The 19,791-nt window shown below is 64.9% G+C and carries 17 protein-coding genes; 8 read left to right on the forward strand and 9 right to left on the reverse strand.

The genetic code is table 11. The features are described from left to right. Positions 1 to 63 precede the first annotated feature (63 nt). Positions 64 to 612 carry a peroxiredoxin gene (locus PQR02_RS07700; RefSeq protein ID WP_408227837.1) on the forward strand — a complete coding sequence of 183 codons (549 nt, stop codon included), beginning with the start codon at positions 64 to 66 and terminating at the stop codon, positions 610 to 612. 105 nt (positions 613 to 717) lie between these two features. Here the strand turns inward: PQR02_RS07700 and ispF are convergent, their stop codons facing one another. Further along, positions 718 to 1,197 carry a 2-C-methyl-D-erythritol 2,4-cyclodiphosphate synthase gene (gene ispF, locus PQR02_RS07705; protein WP_408227840.1) on the reverse strand — a complete coding sequence of 160 codons (480 nt, stop codon included), beginning with the start codon at positions 1,195 to 1,197 and terminating at the stop codon, positions 718 to 720. 42 nt (positions 1,198 to 1,239) lie between these two features. Continuing rightward, complete coding sequence (gene ispD / locus PQR02_RS07710; protein WP_408227843.1) at positions 1,240 to 1,953, reverse strand: 2-C-methyl-D-erythritol 4-phosphate cytidylyltransferase; 714 nt, start codon at positions 1,951 to 1,953, stop codon at positions 1,240 to 1,242. A 120-nt stretch (positions 1,954 to 2,073) separates the two neighbouring features. On the opposite strand from ispD, the gene mfd reads away from it, so the two are divergent. The 4 genes from mfd (at position 2,074) to mscL (ending at position 8,587) form a co-directional block, all read left to right on the forward strand. Further along, complete coding sequence (gene mfd / locus PQR02_RS07715) at positions 2,074 to 5,556, forward strand: transcription-repair coupling factor (RefSeq protein ID WP_408227846.1); 3,483 nt, start codon at positions 2,074 to 2,076, stop codon at positions 5,554 to 5,556. 154 nt (positions 5,557 to 5,710) lie between these two features. Beyond that, positions 5,711 to 6,958: an acetylornithine deacetylase gene (argE, locus tag PQR02_RS07720; RefSeq protein WP_408227849.1), complete on the forward strand. Its 1,248-nt coding sequence runs from the start codon at positions 5,711 to 5,713 to the stop codon at positions 6,956 to 6,958. A 54-nt stretch (positions 6,959 to 7,012) separates the two neighbouring features. Further along, complete coding sequence (locus PQR02_RS07725; protein ID WP_408227852.1) at positions 7,013 to 8,047, forward strand: pyridoxal-phosphate dependent enzyme; 1,035 nt, start codon at positions 7,013 to 7,015, stop codon at positions 8,045 to 8,047. An 87-nt stretch (positions 8,048 to 8,134) separates the two neighbouring features. Further along, complete coding sequence (gene mscL / locus PQR02_RS07730; RefSeq protein WP_408227855.1) at positions 8,135 to 8,587, forward strand: large conductance mechanosensitive channel protein MscL; 453 nt, start codon at positions 8,135 to 8,137, stop codon at positions 8,585 to 8,587. 112 nt (positions 8,588 to 8,699) lie between these two features. Here mscL and PQR02_RS07735 read toward each other — a convergent pair whose 3' ends face one another. From PQR02_RS07735 to PQR02_RS07745, 3 genes are all read right to left on the reverse strand, one after another. Continuing rightward, positions 8,700 to 10,673: a response regulator gene (locus PQR02_RS07735; protein WP_408227858.1), complete on the reverse strand. Its 1,974-nt coding sequence runs from the start codon at positions 10,671 to 10,673 to the stop codon at positions 8,700 to 8,702. Positions 10,674 to 10,761: 88 nt separating this feature from the next. Next, positions 10,762 to 11,271: a response regulator gene (locus PQR02_RS07740; protein WP_408227861.1), complete on the reverse strand. Its 510-nt coding sequence runs from the start codon at positions 11,269 to 11,271 to the stop codon at positions 10,762 to 10,764. 76 nt (positions 11,272 to 11,347) lie between these two features. Continuing rightward, positions 11,348 to 12,958: a sensor histidine kinase gene (locus PQR02_RS07745; RefSeq protein WP_408227928.1), complete on the reverse strand. Its 1,611-nt coding sequence runs from the start codon at positions 12,956 to 12,958 to the stop codon at positions 11,348 to 11,350. A gap of 397 nt (positions 12,959 to 13,355) precedes the next feature. On the opposite strand from PQR02_RS07745, the gene PQR02_RS07750 reads away from it, so the two are divergent. Beyond that, entirely contained in the window at positions 13,356 to 13,847 is a 492-nt protein-coding gene (locus PQR02_RS07750; protein ID WP_408227863.1) for a hypothetical protein, read from the forward strand. 183 nt (positions 13,848 to 14,030) lie between these two features. On the opposite strand, the gene PQR02_RS07755 is transcribed toward PQR02_RS07750, so the two are convergent. Further along, a complete protein-coding gene (locus tag PQR02_RS07755) occupies positions 14,031 to 14,156 on the reverse strand; it encodes a hypothetical protein (RefSeq protein WP_408227866.1) in 126 nt (41 codons plus the stop codon). After that, on the reverse strand, positions 14,156 to 16,645 hold the full coding sequence (locus tag PQR02_RS07760; protein ID WP_408227869.1) for an AsmA family protein: 2,490 nt from the start codon (positions 16,643 to 16,645) through the stop codon (positions 14,156 to 14,158). Before PQR02_RS07760 ends, PQR02_RS07755 begins: the two co-directional genes overlap by 1 nt. Before the next feature lie 188 nt (positions 16,646 to 16,833). Between PQR02_RS07760 and PQR02_RS07765 the strand changes: the two genes are divergently transcribed. Both PQR02_RS07765 and PQR02_RS07770 read left to right on the forward strand, forming a co-directional pair. Further along, a complete protein-coding gene (locus PQR02_RS07765; protein ID WP_408227872.1) occupies positions 16,834 to 17,547 on the forward strand; it encodes an ABC transporter ATP-binding protein in 714 nt (237 codons plus the stop codon). Continuing rightward, positions 17,544 to 18,350, forward strand: a complete 807-nt coding sequence (locus PQR02_RS07770; protein ID WP_408227875.1) for an ABC transporter permease — start codon at positions 17,544 to 17,546, stop codon at positions 18,348 to 18,350. Before PQR02_RS07765 ends, PQR02_RS07770 begins: the two co-directional genes overlap by 4 nt. A 102-nt stretch (positions 18,351 to 18,452) precedes the next feature. Here PQR02_RS07770 and PQR02_RS07775 read toward each other — a convergent pair whose 3' ends face one another. Both PQR02_RS07775 and PQR02_RS07780 read right to left on the reverse strand, forming a co-directional pair. Continuing rightward, a complete protein-coding gene (locus PQR02_RS07775) occupies positions 18,453 to 19,016 on the reverse strand; it encodes a DUF6013 family protein (RefSeq protein WP_408227878.1) in 564 nt (187 codons plus the stop codon). 480 nt (positions 19,017 to 19,496) lie between these two features. Continuing rightward, complete coding sequence (locus tag PQR02_RS07780; RefSeq protein ID WP_408227881.1) at positions 19,497 to 19,790, reverse strand: hypothetical protein; 294 nt, start codon at positions 19,788 to 19,790, stop codon at positions 19,497 to 19,499. Position 19,791 lies beyond the last annotated feature (1 nt).

The raw sequence follows: 19,791 nt of genomic DNA on the forward strand, positions 1-19,791 counted from the left end.
AGCGGTGTAATCCCCTCGTTACCACGAGCTGGTAGCCTCACCAACACACGAAGGAGCACTTGCATGAAAACCGTTGGCGATAAGGTCGACGCGTTCACCGTCACTGCTGCGAAGCCGGGCTTCAACAACCACGAAGAAAACGGCGCGTCGGCGTTCGAAGAGATCACGGAGCAGTCGTTTCCGGGCAAGTGGAAAATCATTTATTTCTACCCAAAGGATTTCTCGTTCGTGTGCCCGACCGAAATCGTCGAGTTCGACAAGCTTGTGAAGGACTTCGAGGAACGCGACACGGTACTGCTGGGCGGCAGCGTCGACAACGAATTCGTGAAGCTGGCATGGCGCCGCGAGCTCAAGGACCTGAGCAAGCTGAACCACTATTCGTTCGGCGACGTGAAGGGCGAGCTGATCGACCAGCTCGGCGTGCGCGACAAGGAAGCGGGCGTCGCGCTGCGCGCCACCTTCATCGTCGATCCGGACAATACGATCCAGCACGTGTCAGTGAACAACCTGAACGTGGGCCGCAATCCGGAAGAAGTGCTGCGTATTCTGGACGGTTTGCAAACGGACGAACTGTGCCCTTGCAATCGCGCCGTCGGCGGCGCAACGCTGTAAGCCGTGCCGTCAAAAGCCCGCGTCGCTTGAAAGAGCCGCGGGCTTTTTTATCGACAAGCCGATAGCGCCACCCTCAGGCGAACCGAAGGCCACCCCACAACCCGATCAATTCCTGATCAGCAGCACCACGGCCTGCGCTTCGATCCCCTCGCTCCGACCGAGATAGCCGAGCTTCTCGTTGGTCTTGGCCTTGACGTTGACCTGCTCGACCGGCACGTCGAGATCGGCTGCGATATGCGCCCGCATCCCTTCGATATGCGGCGCGAGCTTCGGCGCCTGCGCGACCACGCTGCTATCCACGTTGGCGATCGCAAAGCCCGCCGCCTTCACACGCGCGACACACTCGCGCAGCAGCACCCGGCTGTCCGCGCCGGCGAACTTCGCGTCGGTGTCGGAGAAGTGCCGGCCGATATCGCCGAGCGCCGCAGCGCCGAACAGCGCGTCGGTAATCGCGTGCAGCAGCACGTCCGCGTCCGAATGACCGAGCAGCCCGCGCTCATAAGGAATCGTCACGCCGCCGATGATCAACGGACGCCCCGGCACCAGCGCATGCACGTCATACCCTTGCCCCACTCTCAAATCCATATGCGTCAAGTCCTCAAGTCCGCTCATTAAAACTGGAATCCATCACGATGCCGCAGGCCGGCTCAGAATCGCCTCGGCCAGGTCGAAATCTTCCGGATACGTCACCTTGAAGTTGCGCAAGCTGCCTTGCACCAGCTTCGGCGCATGCCCCAACCATTCGATTGCGCTCGCTTCGTCGGTGAGATCGTGACCGTCGGCCTGTGCGCGCAGGATCGCTTCGCGCAACATGCCGATGCGGAACATCTGTGGCGTCTGCGCCTGCCACAAGCCGTCGCGCGCCTCCGTGCGGGCGATGCGGCCACCCGTGGATGCGGCGTCGATCCGCTTCAACGTATCCGCGACCGGCAACGCCATGATGCCGCCCACCGGGTCGTCCTTCAGCGCGGCGACCAGCGTGCGGATCAGCGCGGGCGTAATGCCCGGGCGTGCCGCATCGTGCACCAGCACCCAGTCGCCGTCGCGCGCGCCGAACTCGGCAAGCGCATGCAGGCCGTTGAGCACCGACGCCTGGCGCGACGCGCCGCCCGAACGGCGCACCGCGAAGCGCAGGCCCGCGAAGCGGCGCGCGTCGAAGTGCTGGTCGTCGGGGGCGATCACGACCAGGGTCTGCGCAAACTCGCTGCACGCGTCGAACGCGGCCAGCGAGTAATGCAACATGTCACGACCGGCGACAGTGCGATATTGTTTGGGCATCGCGGCGCCGGAACGGCTGCCGGTGCCTGCGCACGGAATCAGGGCAAATAAACGGGAAGTCACGAGTGCGGATGCCGCGAAGTCGAAGTAAAGGAGGGATTTTATAATAGGTCCTTCGCATCCACGCCCTGACGCGCGTAAACTTGGCCGTCCGTGTGAGCCCGAGGCCGCTTTCTCTCTTCTATGCCAGACATCGCCGCATCATCGCAGTACTCCCCGCCCGTCGCGCTCGTCAAGGCCGGCCAGCGCTTCGCCTTCGACGGCACGCACGGCTCGTCCGACGCGCTGCTGATCGCCCGCTACCATCAGGCCTATCGCGACAAGGTGCCATTGCTGGCGGTCGTGTGCGAGAGCGCCGTCGATGCGCAGCGTCTGTCGCAGGAAATCGGCTTCTTCGCGCCCGAAGCGCGGGTGCGCCTGCTGCCCGATTGGGAGACGCTCCCTTACGATACCTTTTCGCCACATCAGGATCTGGTCTCCGAGCGCCTCGCCACGCTGCACGATCTCGGCGAAGGCCGCTGCGACATCCTGCTGGTGCCGGCCACCACGGCGCTCTACCGGATGCCGCCGGCGTCGTTCCTCGCGGCCTACACGTTCTCGTTCTCGCAAGGCGAGCGCCTCGACGAAGCGCGCCTGAAGGCGCAACTGACGCTGGCCGGCTACGAGCACGTGAGCCAGGTGGTGCGTCCCGGCGAATACTGCGTGCGCGGCTCGCTGCTCGACCTCTATCCGATGGGCTCGCCGCTGCCGTACCGGATCGATCTGTTCGACGACCAGGTCGATTCGATCCGCGCATTCGATCCGGACACGCAACGCAGTCTCTATCCGGTGAAAGACGTGCGCCTGCTGCCGGGCCGCGAATTCCCGTTCGACGAAGCCGCGCGCACCGCGTTCCGCAGCCGCTGGCGCGAAACCTTCGAAGGCGATCCGAGCCGCGCGTCGGTCTACAAGGACATCGGCAACGGCGTGCCGTCGGCGGGCATCGAATACTATCTGCCGCTCTTCTTCGCGGAAACGGCGACGCTGTTCCACTACCTGCCCGAAGGCGCGCAACTGGCGCTGGTCGGCGATCTCGAGGCTGCGATCCGGCGTTTCACCAACGACACGAAACAGCGCTACAACTTCCTCTCGCACGATCGCGACCGGCCGATCCTGGAACCGGAGCGGCTGTTCCTGACGGACCAGGACTTCTTCACGTTCGCCAAGCCGTTCGCGCGGCTCGCGCTGCCTGCCAACGCGGGCGGCGGCTGGTCGACGCCGCTGCCCGATCTCGCGATCGACCGTCACGCGGACGACCCCGTGCTGGCCTTGCGCGCGTATCTGAACACCACGCCGAACCGCGTGCTGTTCGCCACCGAATCGGCGGGCCGGCGCGAGACGCTGCTGCAGTTGCTGGCCGACAATCATCTGAAGCCCGCTTCGAGCGACAGCTTCCAGGACTGGCTGCTCGGCGACGCGCGCTTTTCGCTGGGGGTCGCGCCGCTCGCCAACGGTTTTGCCGTGCCGGCCGACGGCATCGCGATCATCACCGAAACGGAACTGTACGGGCCGCTCGCGCGGCGCGCGGGACGCCGCCGCCAGGAACAGGCAAGCAACGTCGATTCGATGGTGCGCGACCTGTCGGAGCTGAAGCTCGGCGATCCGGTCGTGCATTCGCAGCACGGCATCGGCCGCTACATGGGTCTCGTCACGATGGACCTCGGCGAAGGCGAGACCGAGTTCCTGCACCTCGAATACGCGGGCGACAGCAAGCTCTATGTGCCGGTCGCGCAATTGCACGTGATCTCGCGCTACAGCGGCGCCGATCCGGAAAGCGCGCCGCTGCACGCGCTCGGCTCGGGCCAGTGGGAAAAGGCCAAGCGCCGTGCCGCGCAGCAGATTCGCGACACCGCGGCCGAGCTGCTCAATCTCTACGCCCGCCGCGCCGCGCGCGCCGGCCATGCGTTCGCGCTCGAACCGAAAGACTACGTGAAGTTCGCCGAGAGCTTCGGCTTCGAGGAAACGCCCGACCAGGCCGCCGCGATCGCGGCCGTGATCGGCGACATGACAAGCGGCAAGCCGATGGACCGTCTGGTATGCGGCGACGTCGGCTTCGGCAAGACCGAGGTCGCGTTGCGCGCGGCGTTCATCGCGGTGATGGGCGGCAAGCAGGTGGCGCTGCTCTCGCCCACCACGCTGCTCGCCGAACAGCACACGCAGACCTTCACCGACCGCTTCTCCGACTGGCCGGTGCGCATCGCCGAACTGTCGCGCTTCAAGTCCACCAAAGAGGTCAACGCGGCGATCCAGCAGATCAACGAAGGCACGGTCGACATCGTGATCGGCACGCACAAGCTGCTGTCCTCGGATGTGCAGTTCAAGCGCCTCGGGCTCGTGATCATCGACGAGGAACATCGCTTCGGCGTGCGTCAGAAAGAGGCGCTGAAGGCGTTGCGCGCGGAAGTGGACGTGCTCACGCTAACCGCCACGCCGATCCCGCGTACGCTCGGCATGGCGCTCGAAGGGCTGCGCGATTTCTCGGTGATCGCCACCGCGCCGCAAAAGCGCCTCGCGATCAAGACCTTCGTGCGCCGCGAGGAAGACAGCGTGATACGCGAGGCGATGCTGCGCGAGCTCAAGCGCGGCGGCCAGGTCTACTTCCTGCACAACGAAGTCGAAACCATCGAGAATCGCCGCCAGATGCTCGAAGCGCTCGTGCCCGAAGCGCGTATCGCGGTCGCGCACGGACAGATGCATGAACGCGAACTCGAACGCGTGATGCGCGACTTCGTCGCACAGCGCGCGAACGTGCTGCTTTGCACGACCATCATCGAAACCGGCATCGACGTGCCGAGCGCCAACACGATCCTGATTCATCGCTCCGACAAGTTCGGCCTCGCGCAATTGCATCAGTTGCGTGGCCGGGTCGGCCGCTCGCATCACCAGGCGTATTCGTATCTGCTGGTGCACGATCCGCAAGGGCTCACCAAGCAGGCGCAACGCCGGCTCGAAGCGATCCAGCAGATGGAGGAACTCGGCTCGGGCTTCTATCTGGCGATGCACGACCTCGAGATTCGCGGCACCGGCGAAGTGCTCGGCGACAAGCAGTCGGGCGAGATCCACGAGATCGGTTTCCAGCTCTACACCGACATGCTGAACGACGCGGTGACGGCGCTCAAGCAAGGCAAGGAGCCCGACCTCACCGCGCCGCTCGCCGCGACCACCGAAATCAATCTGCACGCGCCGGCGATTCTGCCCGCCGATTATTGCGGCGACGTGCAGGAGCGTCTGTCGCTTTACAAGCGCCTCGCCAACTGCGAACACAACGACTCGATCGACGGCATTCAGGAGGAGCTGATCGACCGCTTCGGCAAGTTGCCGCCGCAAGCGCATGCGCTGGTGGAGACGCATCGTCTGCGGCTCGCCGCGAAGCCGTTGGGTATTTCGAAGATCGATGCGGGTGAAGCGGTGATCGGCTTGCAGTTCATCCCCAATCCGCCGATCGACGCGATGCGGATCATCGAGATGGTGCAGAAGCACAAGCACATCAAGCTCGCGGGTCAGGACAAGCTGCGTATCGAAACGCGCAGCCCCGATCTCGCGGTGCGTGTCGCAACGGTCAAGGAGACTTTGCGCGCGCTCGGAACGCCGAGCCGCGGCACCGCGCCTGCTGCCGCAGCGCGCTGAGTCCGTCGGTCACGCGCGTTGGCTTTGCATGAGAAAACCGGGGGACGTCCTGCGTTTTTTCCGTTCATGCTGCGGTGCGCCAATAAGCCACCGCAGCATACGAGCGCATTTTTTTTGGGTATGATCGAAAGACTCAAATGCCGGAGTCCCAGTCATGTCTCACGTCGCTGAATCAGCGAAGTCCTCCCCACAGCCGTCACAGTCGTCCGCCTCCGCTCCGGTTGCCGCTCCCGTCTCGCTGCCCTGGGTTACCCGCCTCGTGTCGATGGACACGGTCAGCCGCAATCCGAATCTCGGCCTGATCGAAACCGTGCGCGACGAACTGCGCGCGGTCGGTGTCGAAGCCACCCTCACGCACGACGCCAGCGGCAAATGGGCGAACCTGTTCGCCACCCTCCCCGCACACGATGGCCAGACCAATGGCGGCGTAGTGCTGTCGGGTCATACGGACGTCGTGCCGGTGGACGGCCAGCAATGGGACAGCGATCCGTTCAAACCGGAGATTCGCGGCGACAAGCTGTATGGCCGCGGCACTTGCGACATGAAAGGCTTCATCGGCGCGGCGCTCGCACTCGTGCCGGACATGCAGCGCACGAAGCTGGCCAAGCCGATTCACTTCGCGTTGTCGTTCGACGAGGAAGTGGGCTGCGCGGGCGCCCCGCTGCTGATTGCCGACCTGATGAAGCGCGGCGTGAAACCGGACGGCTGCATCGTCGGCGAGCCGACCAGCATGCGCCCGATCGTCGCGCATAAGGGCATCAACGCATATCAGTGCTGCGTGCGCGGCCAGGCCGCGCATTCGTCGCTGACGCCGCAGGGCCTGAACGCGATCGAATACGCCGCGCGTCTGATCTGCTACATCCGCGACATAGCCGATCAGTTCCGCGAGCAAGGCCCGTTCGACGAGCTGTACGACGTGCCCTTCACCACCGCGCAGACCAGCACGATCAGCGGCGGCAATGCGCTCAATACGGTGCCGGCCGAATGCAAGTTCCAGTTCGAATTCCGCAATCTGCCCACGCTCCACCCCGAACCGATCTTCGCCCGCATCGATCAATACGCGCGCGAAACACTGTTGCCGAAGATGCTGCGCGAACATCCGTCGGCGGCCATCGAGATCACGAAGATCGCCGCGGCGCCCGGACTCGATTCGTCTGAACAAGCCGCGATCACGCAGCTCGTGCGCGCGCTGACCGCCGACCAGGACAAACGCAAGGTCGCGTACGGCACTGAAGCCGGGCTCTTTTCGCTGGCGGGCATTCCGAGCATCGTGTGCGGCCCCGGCGACATCCAGCAGGCGCACAAGGCCAACGAGTTCGTCGTGCTGGATCAGCTGGTGGCGTGCGAGCGCTTCCTGCATAAATTCATTCACAGCATGTCGGTGGAAGCTCACGCACACTGAAACTGAGCGCTGCAAAACAGGTCTTACGCATATCGAGGACAACCCGCTGCCGCCATGTCTACCGCCACCCCGCAGCACACCGACCACACGATCGACGGCGAGCCGATCCCCACGCTCGACGACATCGCCACGCAGCACTTTGCGTTGACGCCGTGGGTCATGCGAACGCCGGTGTTCGACCGGCTCGACTTTTCCTCGCTGCAAAGCACGGTGGTGAATTTCAAGTTCGAGTTGTTGCAGGCGGGCGGCAGCTTCAAGGCGCGTGGCGCATTCACGAACCTCCTCGCGCTCGACGAAACACAGCGCAGCGCGGGTGTCACCTGCGTGTCGGGCGGCAATCATGCGGTGGCGCTCGCCTATGCGGCAAAGCGGCTTGGCATCAGCGCGAAGGTCGTGCTGTTTCGCTCGGCGAATCCAGCGCGCGTCGCGTTATGCCGGCAATATCACGCCGACATCGTGTTCGCCGAAGACATTGCCGAAGCGTTCGAACTGGTGCGCCGTATCGAGGCCGAAGAAGGCCGCTATTTCGTGCATCCGTTCAACGGTTATCGCACGGTGCTGGGCTCGGCGACGCTCGGCTACGAGTGGGCCACGCAAACCCCGGACCTCGAAGCAGTGATCGTGCCGGTCGGCGGCGGCGGTCTCGCCGCCGGTGTCGCCACGGCCATGCGGCTCGCGAATCCGATGGTCCATGTGTACGGCGTCGAGCCCGAGGGCGCGGACGTGATGAGCAGGAGTTTCGCCGCCAATCACACGGTAAAGATGGGCAAGATGCACAGCATCGCAGACTCGCTGATGTCGCCGCATACCGAGGAATACAGCTACGAGTTGTGCCGGCGCCATATCGACCAGCTCGTGACCGTCTCCGACGATCAACTGCGCGCGGCCATGCTGATCCTGTTCGCACAACTGAAACTTGCCGTCGAGCCGGCCTGTGCTGCCGCCACCGCAGCGCTGCTCGGACCGCTGCGCGAGCAGTTGCAGGGCAAGCGCGTGGGCGTGCTGTTGTGCGGCACCAATACCGATCCAGTCAGTTTTGCCGCGCATCTGGAACGCGCGCGCCATAGCCAGGCACAGTTTCCTCAATAGACGCATTCAGCGATTCCCGGGCCGAAACACTAGCCTATCCGTCCCAGGTTGGTATCATTCGATACTTCGATATCTGGGAGGATCTCTATGAGCATGATCAAGGAATTCAAGGAATTTGCCCTCAAGGGCAACGTGATGGATCTCGCGGTCGGTGTGATTATCGGCGGTGCCTTTTCCACCATCGTCAATTCAATTGTTAAAGACCTGATCATGCCGGTCGTCGGGCTTGCTACCGGCGGCCTCGATTTCTCGAACAAGTTCGTTCGGCTCGGCGAGATTCCGCCCACCTACCACGGCAACCCTACGTCGTATAAAGACTTGCAGACGGCCGGCGTTGCAGTGTTCGGTTATGGGTCGTTCATCACCGTGCTGATCAACTTCGTGATTCTCGCGTTCATCATTTTCCTGATGGTCAAGTTCATCAACAATCTGCGCAAAACACTTGAACCCGCACCGGCCGAACCGGTGGCGCCGCCTACGCCGGAAGACGTGCTGCTGCTGCGTGAAATCCGCGATGCGCTGAAGAACTCACCGCGTTGAAGATAGCGTTCCGGCGCGTTGGCCGGGCCCATTAAAAAGGCCTGTTGCGATTGTCGTCGCAACAGGCCTTTCATCTTTCTGAGCGCGAAAAAGCGTTGATGCAGCCTACGCGTCACTCATGCTTCTGCGCCTTCAGCCTCACGGCGGCTTCGATCATCGTTTCAAGCTGGCCGAAATTGACAGGCTTCGTGAGATGCGAAGTGAAGCCCGCGCTCAAACAGCGGCGCACGTCCTCGTCGGTGCCGAAGCCGGTCAACGCGACCGCCGGCGCGTCCGAGTGCTCGCGGAACGTCTTGATGAAATCGAGGCCCGTGCCGTCGGGCAAGCCGACGTCGCTCACGATCAGATCGAAACTCTGCTGCTGGGTGGCGGCAAGCGCATCGTCGACCCGGCCCACCACCGTCACGTCGTGGCCGAGGCCGCGAATCAGTTGCGACATCACCTCGGCGGTATCGACGTGATCCTCGATCAGCAGAATGGTCAGCAGTCCGGCCGGATGCGCTTCGTCCGGCGCGGCGGCCGGCTGCATGCCGAGCGGCGCGGCCGCGGTCGGCAGCGTAATCGTGAAGGTCGCGCCGCAGTGCGGGCCGGGGCTGTGCGCGCTGACCGTACCGCCGTGCACGTCGGTCAGCGCCCTGGTGATCGCAAGACCGAGGCCCAGGCCGCCGAACTGCCGCGTCATGTTCTGGCTGCCCTGCTCGAACGCATTGAAGAGTTTGCCAATCTGCTCCGGCTCGATGCCAATGCCGGTATCTTCGACCGATAGCTGCACGTGCATCCGTTCGTCGCGCGTGCGCACATAGATGTGGCCACCATCCGGCGTAAACTTCGCGGCATTGCGAATCAGGTTCCACAGCATCTGCTGCAAGCGGGCGCGATCAGCCAGCACGTAGTGGTGCGTCGCGCGCTTGTCCACATGCACATCCTGCTGCTTGACCTGAATCTCGCTGCGAAAGAGGTCGAGCACGCTGTCGAGCACGTCGTGCACGTCGACCGTTTCGAGCGACAGGCGCAGCTTGCCGTTCGCCACTCGCGTCAGATCGAGCAGGTCGTCGATCAGCCGCGCTTCCAGTTCGACGTTACGGCGGATCATGCGCACGCTGCTGCGCGCCTGCTCCGGCAGATCAGGGATCATCTCCAGCACGCGCGCGCCTGCCAATACCGGCGTGAGCGGCGTGCGCAATTCGTGCGACAGCATCGCGAGAAAACGGTCTTTCGCGCGGTTCGCCTCTTCTGCGGCCTGGCGCGCTGCCTGCTCCGACGCCAGCAGCCGCTCGCGTTCCTCGATCGCCTCGCGCTGCGCATGAACGTCCGTGCACGTGCCGAACCATTTGGTGACGTTGCGCTCGGCATCGCGCATTGCGACCGCGCGCGCGTCGAACCAGCGGTATTCGCCGTCGTGGCGGCGAATCCGCATCTCGTGCCGGTAATCGCCGGCCTGGCTCGCGACCGCCTTGAGCCAGTTGCGGCGGACTCTTTCACGATCGTCCGGATGCACGGCGTCGAGCCACGCGAGACCGTACGAACTATTGCATGCGAGTCCGGTGTAGTCGTACCACTGCTTCGACAGAAAATCGCAGTCGCCCGCCGCGTCGTACGTCAGCACGAGGTGCGGCAAGGCTTCCGATAAAGTGCGGTAGTGTTCTTCGCGATCGCGCAGCAGCAAGGCTTCGTCCGACGCCCTTTGCAGCCGCACTTGCGACAGCACGCGCTCGACGGCCTCGGGCAGGTAATCGAGGTAATCGCCGGACTTCGGCACCACGTCGGACACGCCCGCGCGCAGCGCTTCGATCACGCGCGATTCGTCGGTGAAGCCGGTCACGAGGATCGCGGGTATCCGCACGCCTTGCGCGCGCAGGCGGCGGAAGAAGTCGAGCCCGGTCTCGGGTCCGCTGAGTTGATAATCGAGCACCAGCAGATCGGGACTGCCGCTTGCCAGCCGCTCGCGCGCGACCTCGACGCCGGCGCAGAGCGCGACCCGGCAGCCAGCGCGTTCGAGCGACTTGCGCGCGAGCCGCAGGATGCCTTCGTCGTCATCGACGACCAGCACATACGCGGCCTGCGGCGTTGACACTTCTTCGGTCATGCGGAGCATTCTCTGGCTGTGTCGATGGGTCGGTCGGATGATCTATCTTGTCACGAGCGGCTTTCGGACAGCTTCTCGTGAGCCGCGCTCAAGGCGCCGCGAGCCGATGGCCCGGCGGCAGCTTGACCACCTGCAGGAAGAAGCCGAGCCGGCGCACCGCTTCGATGAACGCATCATATTCGACCGGTTTGCAGATGTAGACGTTGCAACCGAGTTCGTAGCAGCGCGCGATTTCGCGCGGATCATCGGTGGTGGTCAGCACGATCACCGGCACCGCGGCCGTGCTGGGCGACTCCTTCAGACGCCGCAGCACCTCGAAGCCGTCCACGCGAGGCATTTTCAGATCGAGCAGCACGACGAAATTCGCCAGATTCTCGCGCGCGGGGGGAACATTCGCCGTCGGACTCGCAGGCGAGCCGCCAGCGGCATCGGCATCGGCCGGCTGCGCGCCGAAGAAGTAATCGAGCGCCTGCTGGCCGTCGCGAAAGCGCACGAACCCATTCGAAATGCCCGCGCGGCGCAGATTACGTTCGACTAGCGTGGCGTGGCCGTCGTCATCTTCGATCAGCACGATGCTGACCGTTTCCCCGTGACTCATAGGTTCTCCGTGCTAACGATTCGTGGTGCGTACCGCTCGTCGTGTCCGCACCGTTGCCGCGACCGCGCGCGCCGCTTCAGTTGCGCACCGGTTGCTCGGGCAGCACCACGAAAAAGGTCGACCCCGCGCCTTCGGCCGATTCGACCCAGACCCGGCCGCCATGCCGCTCCACCGTGCGCCGCACCACCGCGAGACCAATGCCGTCGCCATTCGAGACATCGCCATGCAGGCGCTGAAACGCGCGGAACACCTTCGACATATACGCGGCCGGAATCCCCAGTCCGTTGCCGCGCACGTAGTACGTGCGCATGCGCACCGCGCGCGGATCGCTTTCGTCGACCGGCTCGGACTCCAGTGCGCCGATCTCGATATGCCCGTGACGCGCCGGGTCGAGAAAATTCAGCGCATTGCCGATCAGGTTGCTGAAGATCTGCTCGAGCGCGGCCGGATCGCCCCAGGCGGGCGGCAACTCGCGCACGCTGACCACCGCCGCGCGCTGGCTGATCACACCCTGCAGCGCCTCGATCACCCGGTTCACCACGCGCCCGACGCTGACCCGCTGCCATTGATACTCGAACCGGCCCGCGCGCGAAATCCGCAGCAGCGCGTCGATGATCGCGGCGGCCCGCGTGACCGAGGTACGCAGATAACGCAGCGACTCGCGCACGTCGCCATCGAGAATATGCACCATGCGCCGATGTTGCGTTTGCGGCAAGCCAGCCTGCCTGACGATGCTGTCCAGCTCGTCGCACGACACCTGCAATTCCTTCGAGAAACCCTGCAGATTCACCAGCGGCGAACGCAGATCGTGCGACACGCTGTAGATGAACATTTCGTTGTCTTGCGTTTCCTGACGCAGCTCCTCGTTGACACTTGCAAGTTCATAGGCGCGCGCTTCGAGCCGCGCCTTCAGCGTGGCCTGCTCCTTGTCCGCCTCGCGCAGACGTGTGCCGGTCTGATGCAGCACGGCGTCGAGCGCGGCGATCTCGTCATGGCCCGACAGCGGCGGCGCGAGCGGCCGGTCGCTGCCGAGCCGCTGCGCATTGCCGGTCAACACTTCCAGCCGCCGGCCGATGTTGCGCGCGAACACCACCGCGGTGGCCGCCCAGATCAGCATCGAGCCGAGCACGGCGGCGACCAGCGCGTATTGCTCGCGTTCGCGCCGCCTGGCGAGCGCGGCCGAGCGGTCAGTGTCGAGCCGCGCGGCCTCGTTGCCGAACGCGGCCAGCTCCTCGCGAAACAGCGCGACCTGCTCGGGCAACGCGCCGGTCTCCAGCGCGACATACGGAGCCAGGCTGCGTCCTTCGTGCATGGCCTGCGAAATCTCGAGGGCGTGCGCGCGATAGGCGTCGACCGCCTGCCGCATGTTGCGCACACGCTCGACCTGCCGCGGCGTTTGCGCGACCAGCGCGTCGAGCCTGGCCAGACGGTCGGCGAGATCGACCCACACCGCATGGCGATCGATCAGCGACGCGTCGCCGGTCGCCATCGCCGCGCGCACTCGCGCGGCCTGACGCAACAGCGGATCGACGACAGCCGACGATTGAAACAGGATCTGCTTGCTGTTGTCGACCCACTGCGCGGCCTGCGCTGTCTGTTCCTGGGTATCGAAGACGACGCCAAGAAGCGCCAGCTCCACCACGCTCGGCACTGCAATCAGCAGCAGACCCTTGGTGAATAGTTTCATGTTCACCCAAAGAGTCGAGGGATCATCCAAGCCGAAGCGGCTCGCGAGCAGCCGTTGCGTGCCGCGCTGCCGCGCCTCTGCTGCAACGGACAGGCAAGCGGTGCAGCGCAGCCGGACGGGCCATTATCGACGTGAACGGGAGATATTTCAACGACACTGCAGGATGCGCTCGACCACATAAAAATGACTTTTTTATTGGTATCGGATGTTTTTTCGACGGCTCGGGCGTCTATGATGGAGACAGATGTGCTGGGATGCGAAAGCGCGCGGCGAGGCGGTTCGGCATGATTCGTGCGGGAAGCGGTGGAGGCGGCGCAGTCGTCGAATCACCGTGAATCCGGCCTTGTCGTATGCTATAAAAGATCGACGTGCGGCGCGCGAAGCCGGGAGTTGTCGCATGAGGACGCTGCGTTTCTTGCAATTCTTTTTCAGGCGAATTTTTATGTCCTTCCCGAAAAAGCGTAGACGCGCGAAGGTGGACGGCGATGAGTCGTTCCTCGCGGTACTACGGCATTTCAAGCCGTTCGGTCAGCTCGATACCAAAATTGCGCGCGCCCGCGCGCAAGACGAGCCGGTTCTTTATGCGCATGTGTTGCCCGGGCTCGACGTGCTCCTGTGCAGCGTGCGTGGCGCACAACCGCCTTACCCGGCCGCAGCGGAGTTGCGGCGGCGCTGCATCGAATCGATCACCAATGCGTTGGAGCAGCCGCTCGACGGGCTCGAGAACGGCGGTTACTGGTACGAGGCGGACGGCTTCGGTTTCCTCGTGTTTGCCAGCCGGGCGCGCGGCAAGATCCTCACCGAATTCGGTGCCACGCGAGTGGGCGCCCGTCGCGGGATGCGCCGGCAGGATGCGGCCGGTGATGCTACACCACGGTCGTTAAGATAGGCACGCGGTCGTCATTCACTGCCGGCCTTACATCGGCTCCGCATTGATCCGGCAGCGCCGCCGGTTTTCCACTCCGGCCGCGCTGTATCCCCTTTCCCTTCGTTAAAATTTGTGAACTCGCTGGCGCGGCGCGCAGCGTATTTGCGTGTGCGGCACACGTGTCGAGATCGGTGCGGCGCTTGCTTATTCCGCGATGACCTCGTCGGCGTGGCCGCGCGCAGGCGGCACGCTGATCAGCCCCAAAAAGATCATCGACAGGCCGCCCCCGACGCTCCAGCTCAGCCAGTGCGCGGGCAATGTGGACAACATCAGCTCCCCTTGTACTCGGCCGCACTGGCCGGCGACATCCCAGCGGGCTTCTTTTTGTCGGCCGCGGCAGGCGACGAGGCGGCCCCCTTGGCCGACTTGTTGACCGGCGCGCCATCGAGTGAAAGCGCCGCCTTGGGCCGCTGCTTGACGCCCGGCGGCGGCGCCGTCGGCGACTGACGAACCTGCGCCAGCAACTGCGCGCATGGCAGCGGCTTGTTGTTGCTCGGTGCGAGCAACGGGATCAACGCCGCAAACGGATTGATCAGGCCGAGTCCCACCGCCGCGCCGCCGCGCAACGCCAATGCCGCCGCATTCACACCCACGTGCGGGTCCTTGAACGTGCCCTTCACATACAGCGGCGAGCGTAGCGAAAACACCCGGAAGCCCTTCGTATGCGGATGCACACCCAAGTCCATCGTCTCATCGCGCAGATTGATGTGGCCGTCGATGTTGATCACCGCGTCGCCGGTGTCGAGCGCGAACACGCGTGACTCCAGCACGCCGTCGGTCGCGACGAAATCGGCGGCCGCGCAGTTGATCTTCACATCGCGATTGCCGAACAGCTTTTCATACACGACGTTCGCCACGTTCAGCCCGGCCGCTTCCATCAGCAGACGGCTCACCGTGCCATCCGTAATCAGCGCTTTCACTTCGCCGTTGGAGGTGGCCGCCAAGGCCGCCGGCGAATTGCCGGTCGCGGTGAGCGCGGCGTCGCCATTGATTTCGCCGAGCGCGTTCTGCATCGTCTTGAAGTTCGGCAACAGTTGCTTGAGCTTCAGATGCCGCGCCGACGTCGCGAAGCGGCCCTTCAACGGCACGCCGCTGCCGTCCAGATGAATATCCGATGCAAGCGAGCCGCCGGCGACGCCGAACCTCAGCGGCTCCAGCGACAGCACGCCGTCGGTCATCACGACATGCGTGTACACGTCCGTGATCGGCAGGTCCATGCTCTTGACGATGCGCCGGCCGGTGAACTTCACGTCGGCGTCGATCGCCTTCCAGCGGTCGGTGCGGAACTCCTCGACCGGCAGCGCGCGGTCGCCCGGCTGGCGGGTCGCGTCGCCGCGTTTGGCCTTGCTCGCATTCGAATCCGCACCGATCACCGGCGCCAGATCGGAAAATTGCAGCAGATGCGACACCAGTTCGCCCTGCAGCAACGGACGGGGCTTGCGGGCCGTGTAGATGAGCGACCCGTTCAGATCGCTGCCGCCCACCCGGCCAGTAAAATTTTCATACTTGAAGACGTTGCCGCTCGACTTGAACTGGCCGATCAGCCGCCCTTCGGTTGCGTAAGGGGGCGTGTCCGGCAAGGTCACGCCGGTCAGCGAATAGAGGCGCGCCATACTGTTGCCTTGCAGCCAGAGCCGCAGGTCGACCGCCGCGAGATGCGCCGGGTCGGTGATCGTGCCCACCAGGCCCACGTGCAGATCACCGGCCTTCACGTCGGCCTGCACCGGGAACGGCCGGTTCGCGTCCTGCAGCGCCAACACGCCGCCGACCTTGCCGCTGCCCGCCACCGGCGTTTTGTTGTAGGTGCCCTTGACCGTCCAGCCAATTGCATACGACGGCGTCTGCTGTTGCGTGCCCGTCGCCATACTCGTCCCGCTCGCCCCCGACGCGGCCACGCTGCGGCTTGCTGCGCCCGCCTCGCTCGCGTTGCTTGCCGCACGCGAACCGCCGGCCATCAGCGCCCCCGATGCTCCCGTGGCCGCGGTGGTGCCCGATGCACTGACATCCGCCGACGCCGCGCCAGACGCTGCCGCCGCCGACGCGGCGGCCGCCGCGGACGCCGCCTGCGCATTGGCCTGCGCGGTCAGCTGGCTGGCGCCCGCCTTGCCGATTGCCTGCGCCGACTCGCTGCGCGAGGCCGCTTCCTGCTGCTTCATCGCTTCGCCGATCGGGATCGGCTGGCCGAGCGTGTCGATGACCATCTGCAGTTCAACCTTCTTCTGCTGATCGGACAGCGCGATATTGCCCTTCGCAAACGCGATGTCGTGCAGATCGAGCTTCCATTCCGACGGCCCGCTCGACGACGCCAGCTTGAAGGTCCAGTTGTCGCGCCCGTCGAGCAGACGTTCCAGATCGACGGAAGGATTCACGAGGTTGATGGCGGGAATCACGATGTCGTGCGCGAAGAGCGGCAGCACCTTCACCTCGAAGTCGATTTCCTCGAGCGTGGCGAACTGCGGCTGCCTGGTCCAGTCGGGATTGGCCACCGTGATGTTGGCCGCGGAAAAGCGCGGCCACGGCACCCAGCCGCGCCAGCCGGTCTCGCCGACCGGATGCTGCCAGCCCACTTTCAGATCGCCGTTGATCGTGAACGGCCGGCCGATAGCTTGCGAGACCTTGTCGTTGACATACGGCCGGGCGCGATTCCAGTCGAACGTCAAGATGAAAATGGCCAGCGCGATGATCAGGACGACGATGGTCGCCAGCAGCCATATGATGATTTTTCCGATTCGGCGTCCGATACTGCTCGACCCTGCCATTGAGAGGCTCCGCGATGGTTCTACGTTGCGCACCGAGCAGCAGATATCGTGCCCGGACCTTGGTGGCCGCCACCTTTGTGCTTGCCGTTTTATCATGCTGCACAGCCGGACAACAGACCGGCCGCGCGCGCCGCCACGAATACGCGTTGCCGCGTTGCCGTCATGCCCACCCCATTACGATCCCACTCATGACCGATGTCCCCCTCGTCCTTGCCGACGGCATCGTCCGGCGCGATGCGCTGCGCGGCCAGACCCTCCTGCAGCCGACCACCTTCGCACTCCATGCGGGCGACCGCGTCGCGGTCACCGGACCGTCAGGCTCGGGCAAGAGCGTATTTCTGCGCTCACTCGCCTTGCTCGATCCGCTCGATGCCGGACGCATCCTGTGGCATGGCGCCGCAGTCGAGCGCGCTGCGATTCCTCGCTACCGGCGCAACGTCGCGTATATCCGCCAGCGGCCCGCGTTGCTCGACGGCAGCGTCGAAGACAACCTGCGCTACCCGTTCGAACTGCGCGCCTATCGCGACGTGCGCTTCGAGCGCGCGCGCGCGGCGAGCCTTGCCGCCCAGGCGGGTCGCGCCGCCGACTTTCTCGACAAGCGCGCCAGCGAACTGTCCGGCGGCGAGGCGCAGATCGCCGCGCTGATCCGCGTGCTGCAACTGGCGCCCGAGGTCTTGCTGCTCGATGAGCCGACCGCGTCGCTCGACCCGGAGTCGTCGCGGGCGATCGAAGGTCTCGTGCATGCATGGTTCGATGCCGACCCGGGCCGCCATGCATCGATGTGGGTGTCCCACGATCCCGCCCAGGCCGCGCGCATGAGCGAGCGTCATCTGACGATGCGCGCCGGTGTGCTCGACGAAACGGCGCAGGCGGCGTCCGCGCATCAGGAGGCCGGCCAATGACCTTGCAAAACCTGAGTCTGTGGGACGTCGCGATTGCGGCGCTGCTGATCTTCGTGAACGGCGCGGTGTCGGTCGCGCTCAAGCTCGATCTCGAACGCAAGCTCGCGTGGGCCGCGCTGCGCACGGTGGTCCAGTTGCTGGCGATCGGCTACGTGCTCGGCTGGGTGTTCCGCAACGACCGCTGGTTCGTCGTGCTGCCGCTGATGATCGTGATGACGCTGATCGCCGGCTTCGCGGGCGCGCAGCGAGGCAGTCGCACCTATGCTGGTCAGCGCGCGGATAGCGTGCTGTCGATCTGGGCCAGTTCGTGGCTGGTCGCCGCAGCCGGGCTCTTCGTCGTGATACGCATTCATCCGTGGTACGAGCCGCAATATGCGATTCCGATTCTCGGCATGATCCTCGGCAATACGCTGACCGGCGTCTCGCTCGGCATCGAGCGGATGACCGAGGAATTGACGGCGCGGCGCGACCGCGTCGACATGGCGCTCGCGCTCGGCGCGACGCGTTGGGAAGCGGCACAGGCGCCGGCGCGGCAGGCGGTGCGCGCGGGCATGATGCCGGTGTTGAATCAGATGGCGGTGGTCGGCGTGGTGAGCCTGCCCGGCATGATGACGGGCCAGGTGCTGGCCGGGCAGTCGCCGTTGCAGGCGGTCCGCTATCAGATCGTCATCATGTTTCTGATCGCCGCGGCGTCGGCACTGGGGACCGTGGGCGCGGTGCTGCTGACGTACCGGCGGCTGTTCTCGGCGGAGCACCGGTTTCTGTCCGCGCGACTGGTGGAGCGCGCGGTGAAACCGCGGTGAGCAGCGCCGCCTGCCGAGAGCCGCGCACGCCGCGTGCGGCGCCTGCGCGCCGCCGACCTCGTGGACGTTGCGCGCGTTGCGGCGCTTACGCGGCGCCTCGCCTCAACGCTTCGCGCTGACCGTCACTTGAGTGCCGTCGTTGAGCGTCAGCGTTTTCGTGCTGCCGTTGACCGGCATCGTAAAGCGCAGAATCTGGCTCACGCTCACATCGTTCGGACACTTGAGCGTTTTTCCGCCGCTCGTGACGCTCTTCACACCATGCGGCGTCTGCGCCTGGAAGCTCATTTGCACACTCGCCGTGCCGTCGCTGGCCACGACCGGCGCAAAGCGGATCTGCGTCTGGCGAATCATCGCGCCGTTGGCGTCCACCGGCAGCGATGCATAGTTCGGACACGCATCGGTGCCCGCCACCGGGCCGCCCGGCGGCACGGTCTTCCACGTGAAGTCGTCCGATTCGCCGGAGCGGATCGTGCGGGTTTCCTGTGAATTGCCGAACTGCTTCGACGTGACGCGAACCGTGTAGCGGATCGGACCGTCGAGCGCGGACTGGGACGTCACCGTGATCGGCGTGGCTGCGTGAGCCGCCCGCACGAGCATGCCGGGCGCGAGCGCGCACACGAGAGAAGCGACAACTGAAACGGCGGAGAGTTTGAAGCTGGAGCTCATACTGTCACCTCGTTGTTGTGCCGCTGCGCGCCCGCTTCAGCGCTACTTTCCGCGCACCGCCTGACTGGGGCCGGGGAATGCGCGGCCAGCCGGGTCGCGGGACACGCAGCCGTTTTCGCATGATGCACCACCAGTCTAACGCCAAGCGCAAGGCTGCGCGTGCCGCACGAGCTTGGGTGTTAACCCGCTTGCGGGGACGCGTCTTCTGCGTGTGTTTTCGTCTGTGTGCTGGTTGTGCGTGAGCGATGGCCGACGAGACTTCCGACGCGTTGCCCCCGATCCTCGCGACAGCTGGCACCACGCATCGTGGCATCGAACGATACGTGGCCGGCGCGTATTGCCGCAACGCCGGGCAGCTTCGATCAACTCGATGTGCGATTCAGAACCCGGTCGGCACCAGCTTGCCGATCGCGCGCCCTGCTTCGGGCAGCTGATGCGCGCGGCGCAGATTCTCCGCCCTGCACCCGTCCGTGGCCTGCGCTACCGCCTTTTGCCAGCCCGCTTATCGTCCGAATTGACGTCGCTATGCGCATCGTTCTGCGTCATCTGCTGATACTCGTCACCGCCGCGGCGGTCGGTGTCTTTCAGGCCGCGCTCGAGGTCGCGGTGCGCCTGCTTGCCGACATGGCGCGGCCCGTCCTCGTGCTGCGACTCCGGATTCTGGTCGGCTTCATGCGGCAGCGGCGCGGCGGCTTCCTGCAACGAACGCGGCTGCTTTTGCGCATGCGGATCGGCCTGCTTGTCGCCATCCGACGATTGCGGTGCGGTTTTCATG

This window comes from Paraburkholderia sediminicola, from assembly GCF_046026895.1.
Taxonomy (GTDB): domain Bacteria; phylum Pseudomonadota; class Gammaproteobacteria; order Burkholderiales; family Burkholderiaceae; genus Paraburkholderia; species Paraburkholderia sediminicola_C.

Coding starts and splice junctions, on each gene's coding strand:
- PQR02_RS07700 (WP_408227837.1), top strand. CDS start 64: ATGAAAACCGTTGGCGATAAGGTCGACGCGTTCACCGTCACTGCTGCG.
- ispF (WP_408227840.1), bottom strand. CDS start 1,197: ATGGATTTGAGAGTGGGGCAAGGGTATGACGTGCATGCGCTGGTGCCG.
- mfd (WP_408227846.1), top strand. CDS start 2,074: ATGCCAGACATCGCCGCATCATCGCAGTACTCCCCGCCCGTCGCGCTC.
- argE (WP_408227849.1), top strand. CDS start 5,711: ATGTCTCACGTCGCTGAATCAGCGAAGTCCTCCCCACAGCCGTCACAG.
- PQR02_RS07725 (WP_408227852.1), top strand. CDS start 7,013: ATGTCTACCGCCACCCCGCAGCACACCGACCACACGATCGACGGCGAG.
- mscL (WP_408227855.1), top strand. CDS start 8,135: ATGAGCATGATCAAGGAATTCAAGGAATTTGCCCTCAAGGGCAACGTG.
- PQR02_RS07735 (WP_408227858.1), bottom strand. CDS start 10,673: ATGACCGAAGAAGTGTCAACGCCGCAGGCCGCGTATGTGCTGGTCGTC.
- PQR02_RS07740 (WP_408227861.1), bottom strand. CDS start 11,271: ATGAGTCACGGGGAAACGGTCAGCATCGTGCTGATCGAAGATGACGAC.
- PQR02_RS07745 (WP_408227928.1), bottom strand. CDS start 12,958: ATGAAACTATTCACCAAGGGTCTGCTGCTGATTGCAGTGCCGAGCGTG.
- PQR02_RS07750 (WP_408227863.1), top strand. CDS start 13,356: ATGAGGACGCTGCGTTTCTTGCAATTCTTTTTCAGGCGAATTTTTATG.
- PQR02_RS07755 (WP_408227866.1), bottom strand. CDS start 14,156: ATGTTGTCCACATTGCCCGCGCACTGGCTGAGCTGGAGCGTCGGGGGC.
- PQR02_RS07760 (WP_408227869.1), bottom strand. CDS start 16,645: ATGGCAGGGTCGAGCAGTATCGGACGCCGAATCGGAAAAATCATCATA.
- PQR02_RS07765 (WP_408227872.1), top strand. CDS start 16,834: ATGACCGATGTCCCCCTCGTCCTTGCCGACGGCATCGTCCGGCGCGAT.
- PQR02_RS07770 (WP_408227875.1), top strand. CDS start 17,544: ATGACCTTGCAAAACCTGAGTCTGTGGGACGTCGCGATTGCGGCGCTG.
- PQR02_RS07775 (WP_408227878.1), bottom strand. CDS start 19,016: ATGAGCTCCAGCTTCAAACTCTCCGCCGTTTCAGTTGTCGCTTCTCTC.
- PQR02_RS07780 (WP_408227881.1), bottom strand. CDS start 19,790: ATGAAAACCGCACCGCAATCGTCGGATGGCGACAAGCAGGCCGATCCG.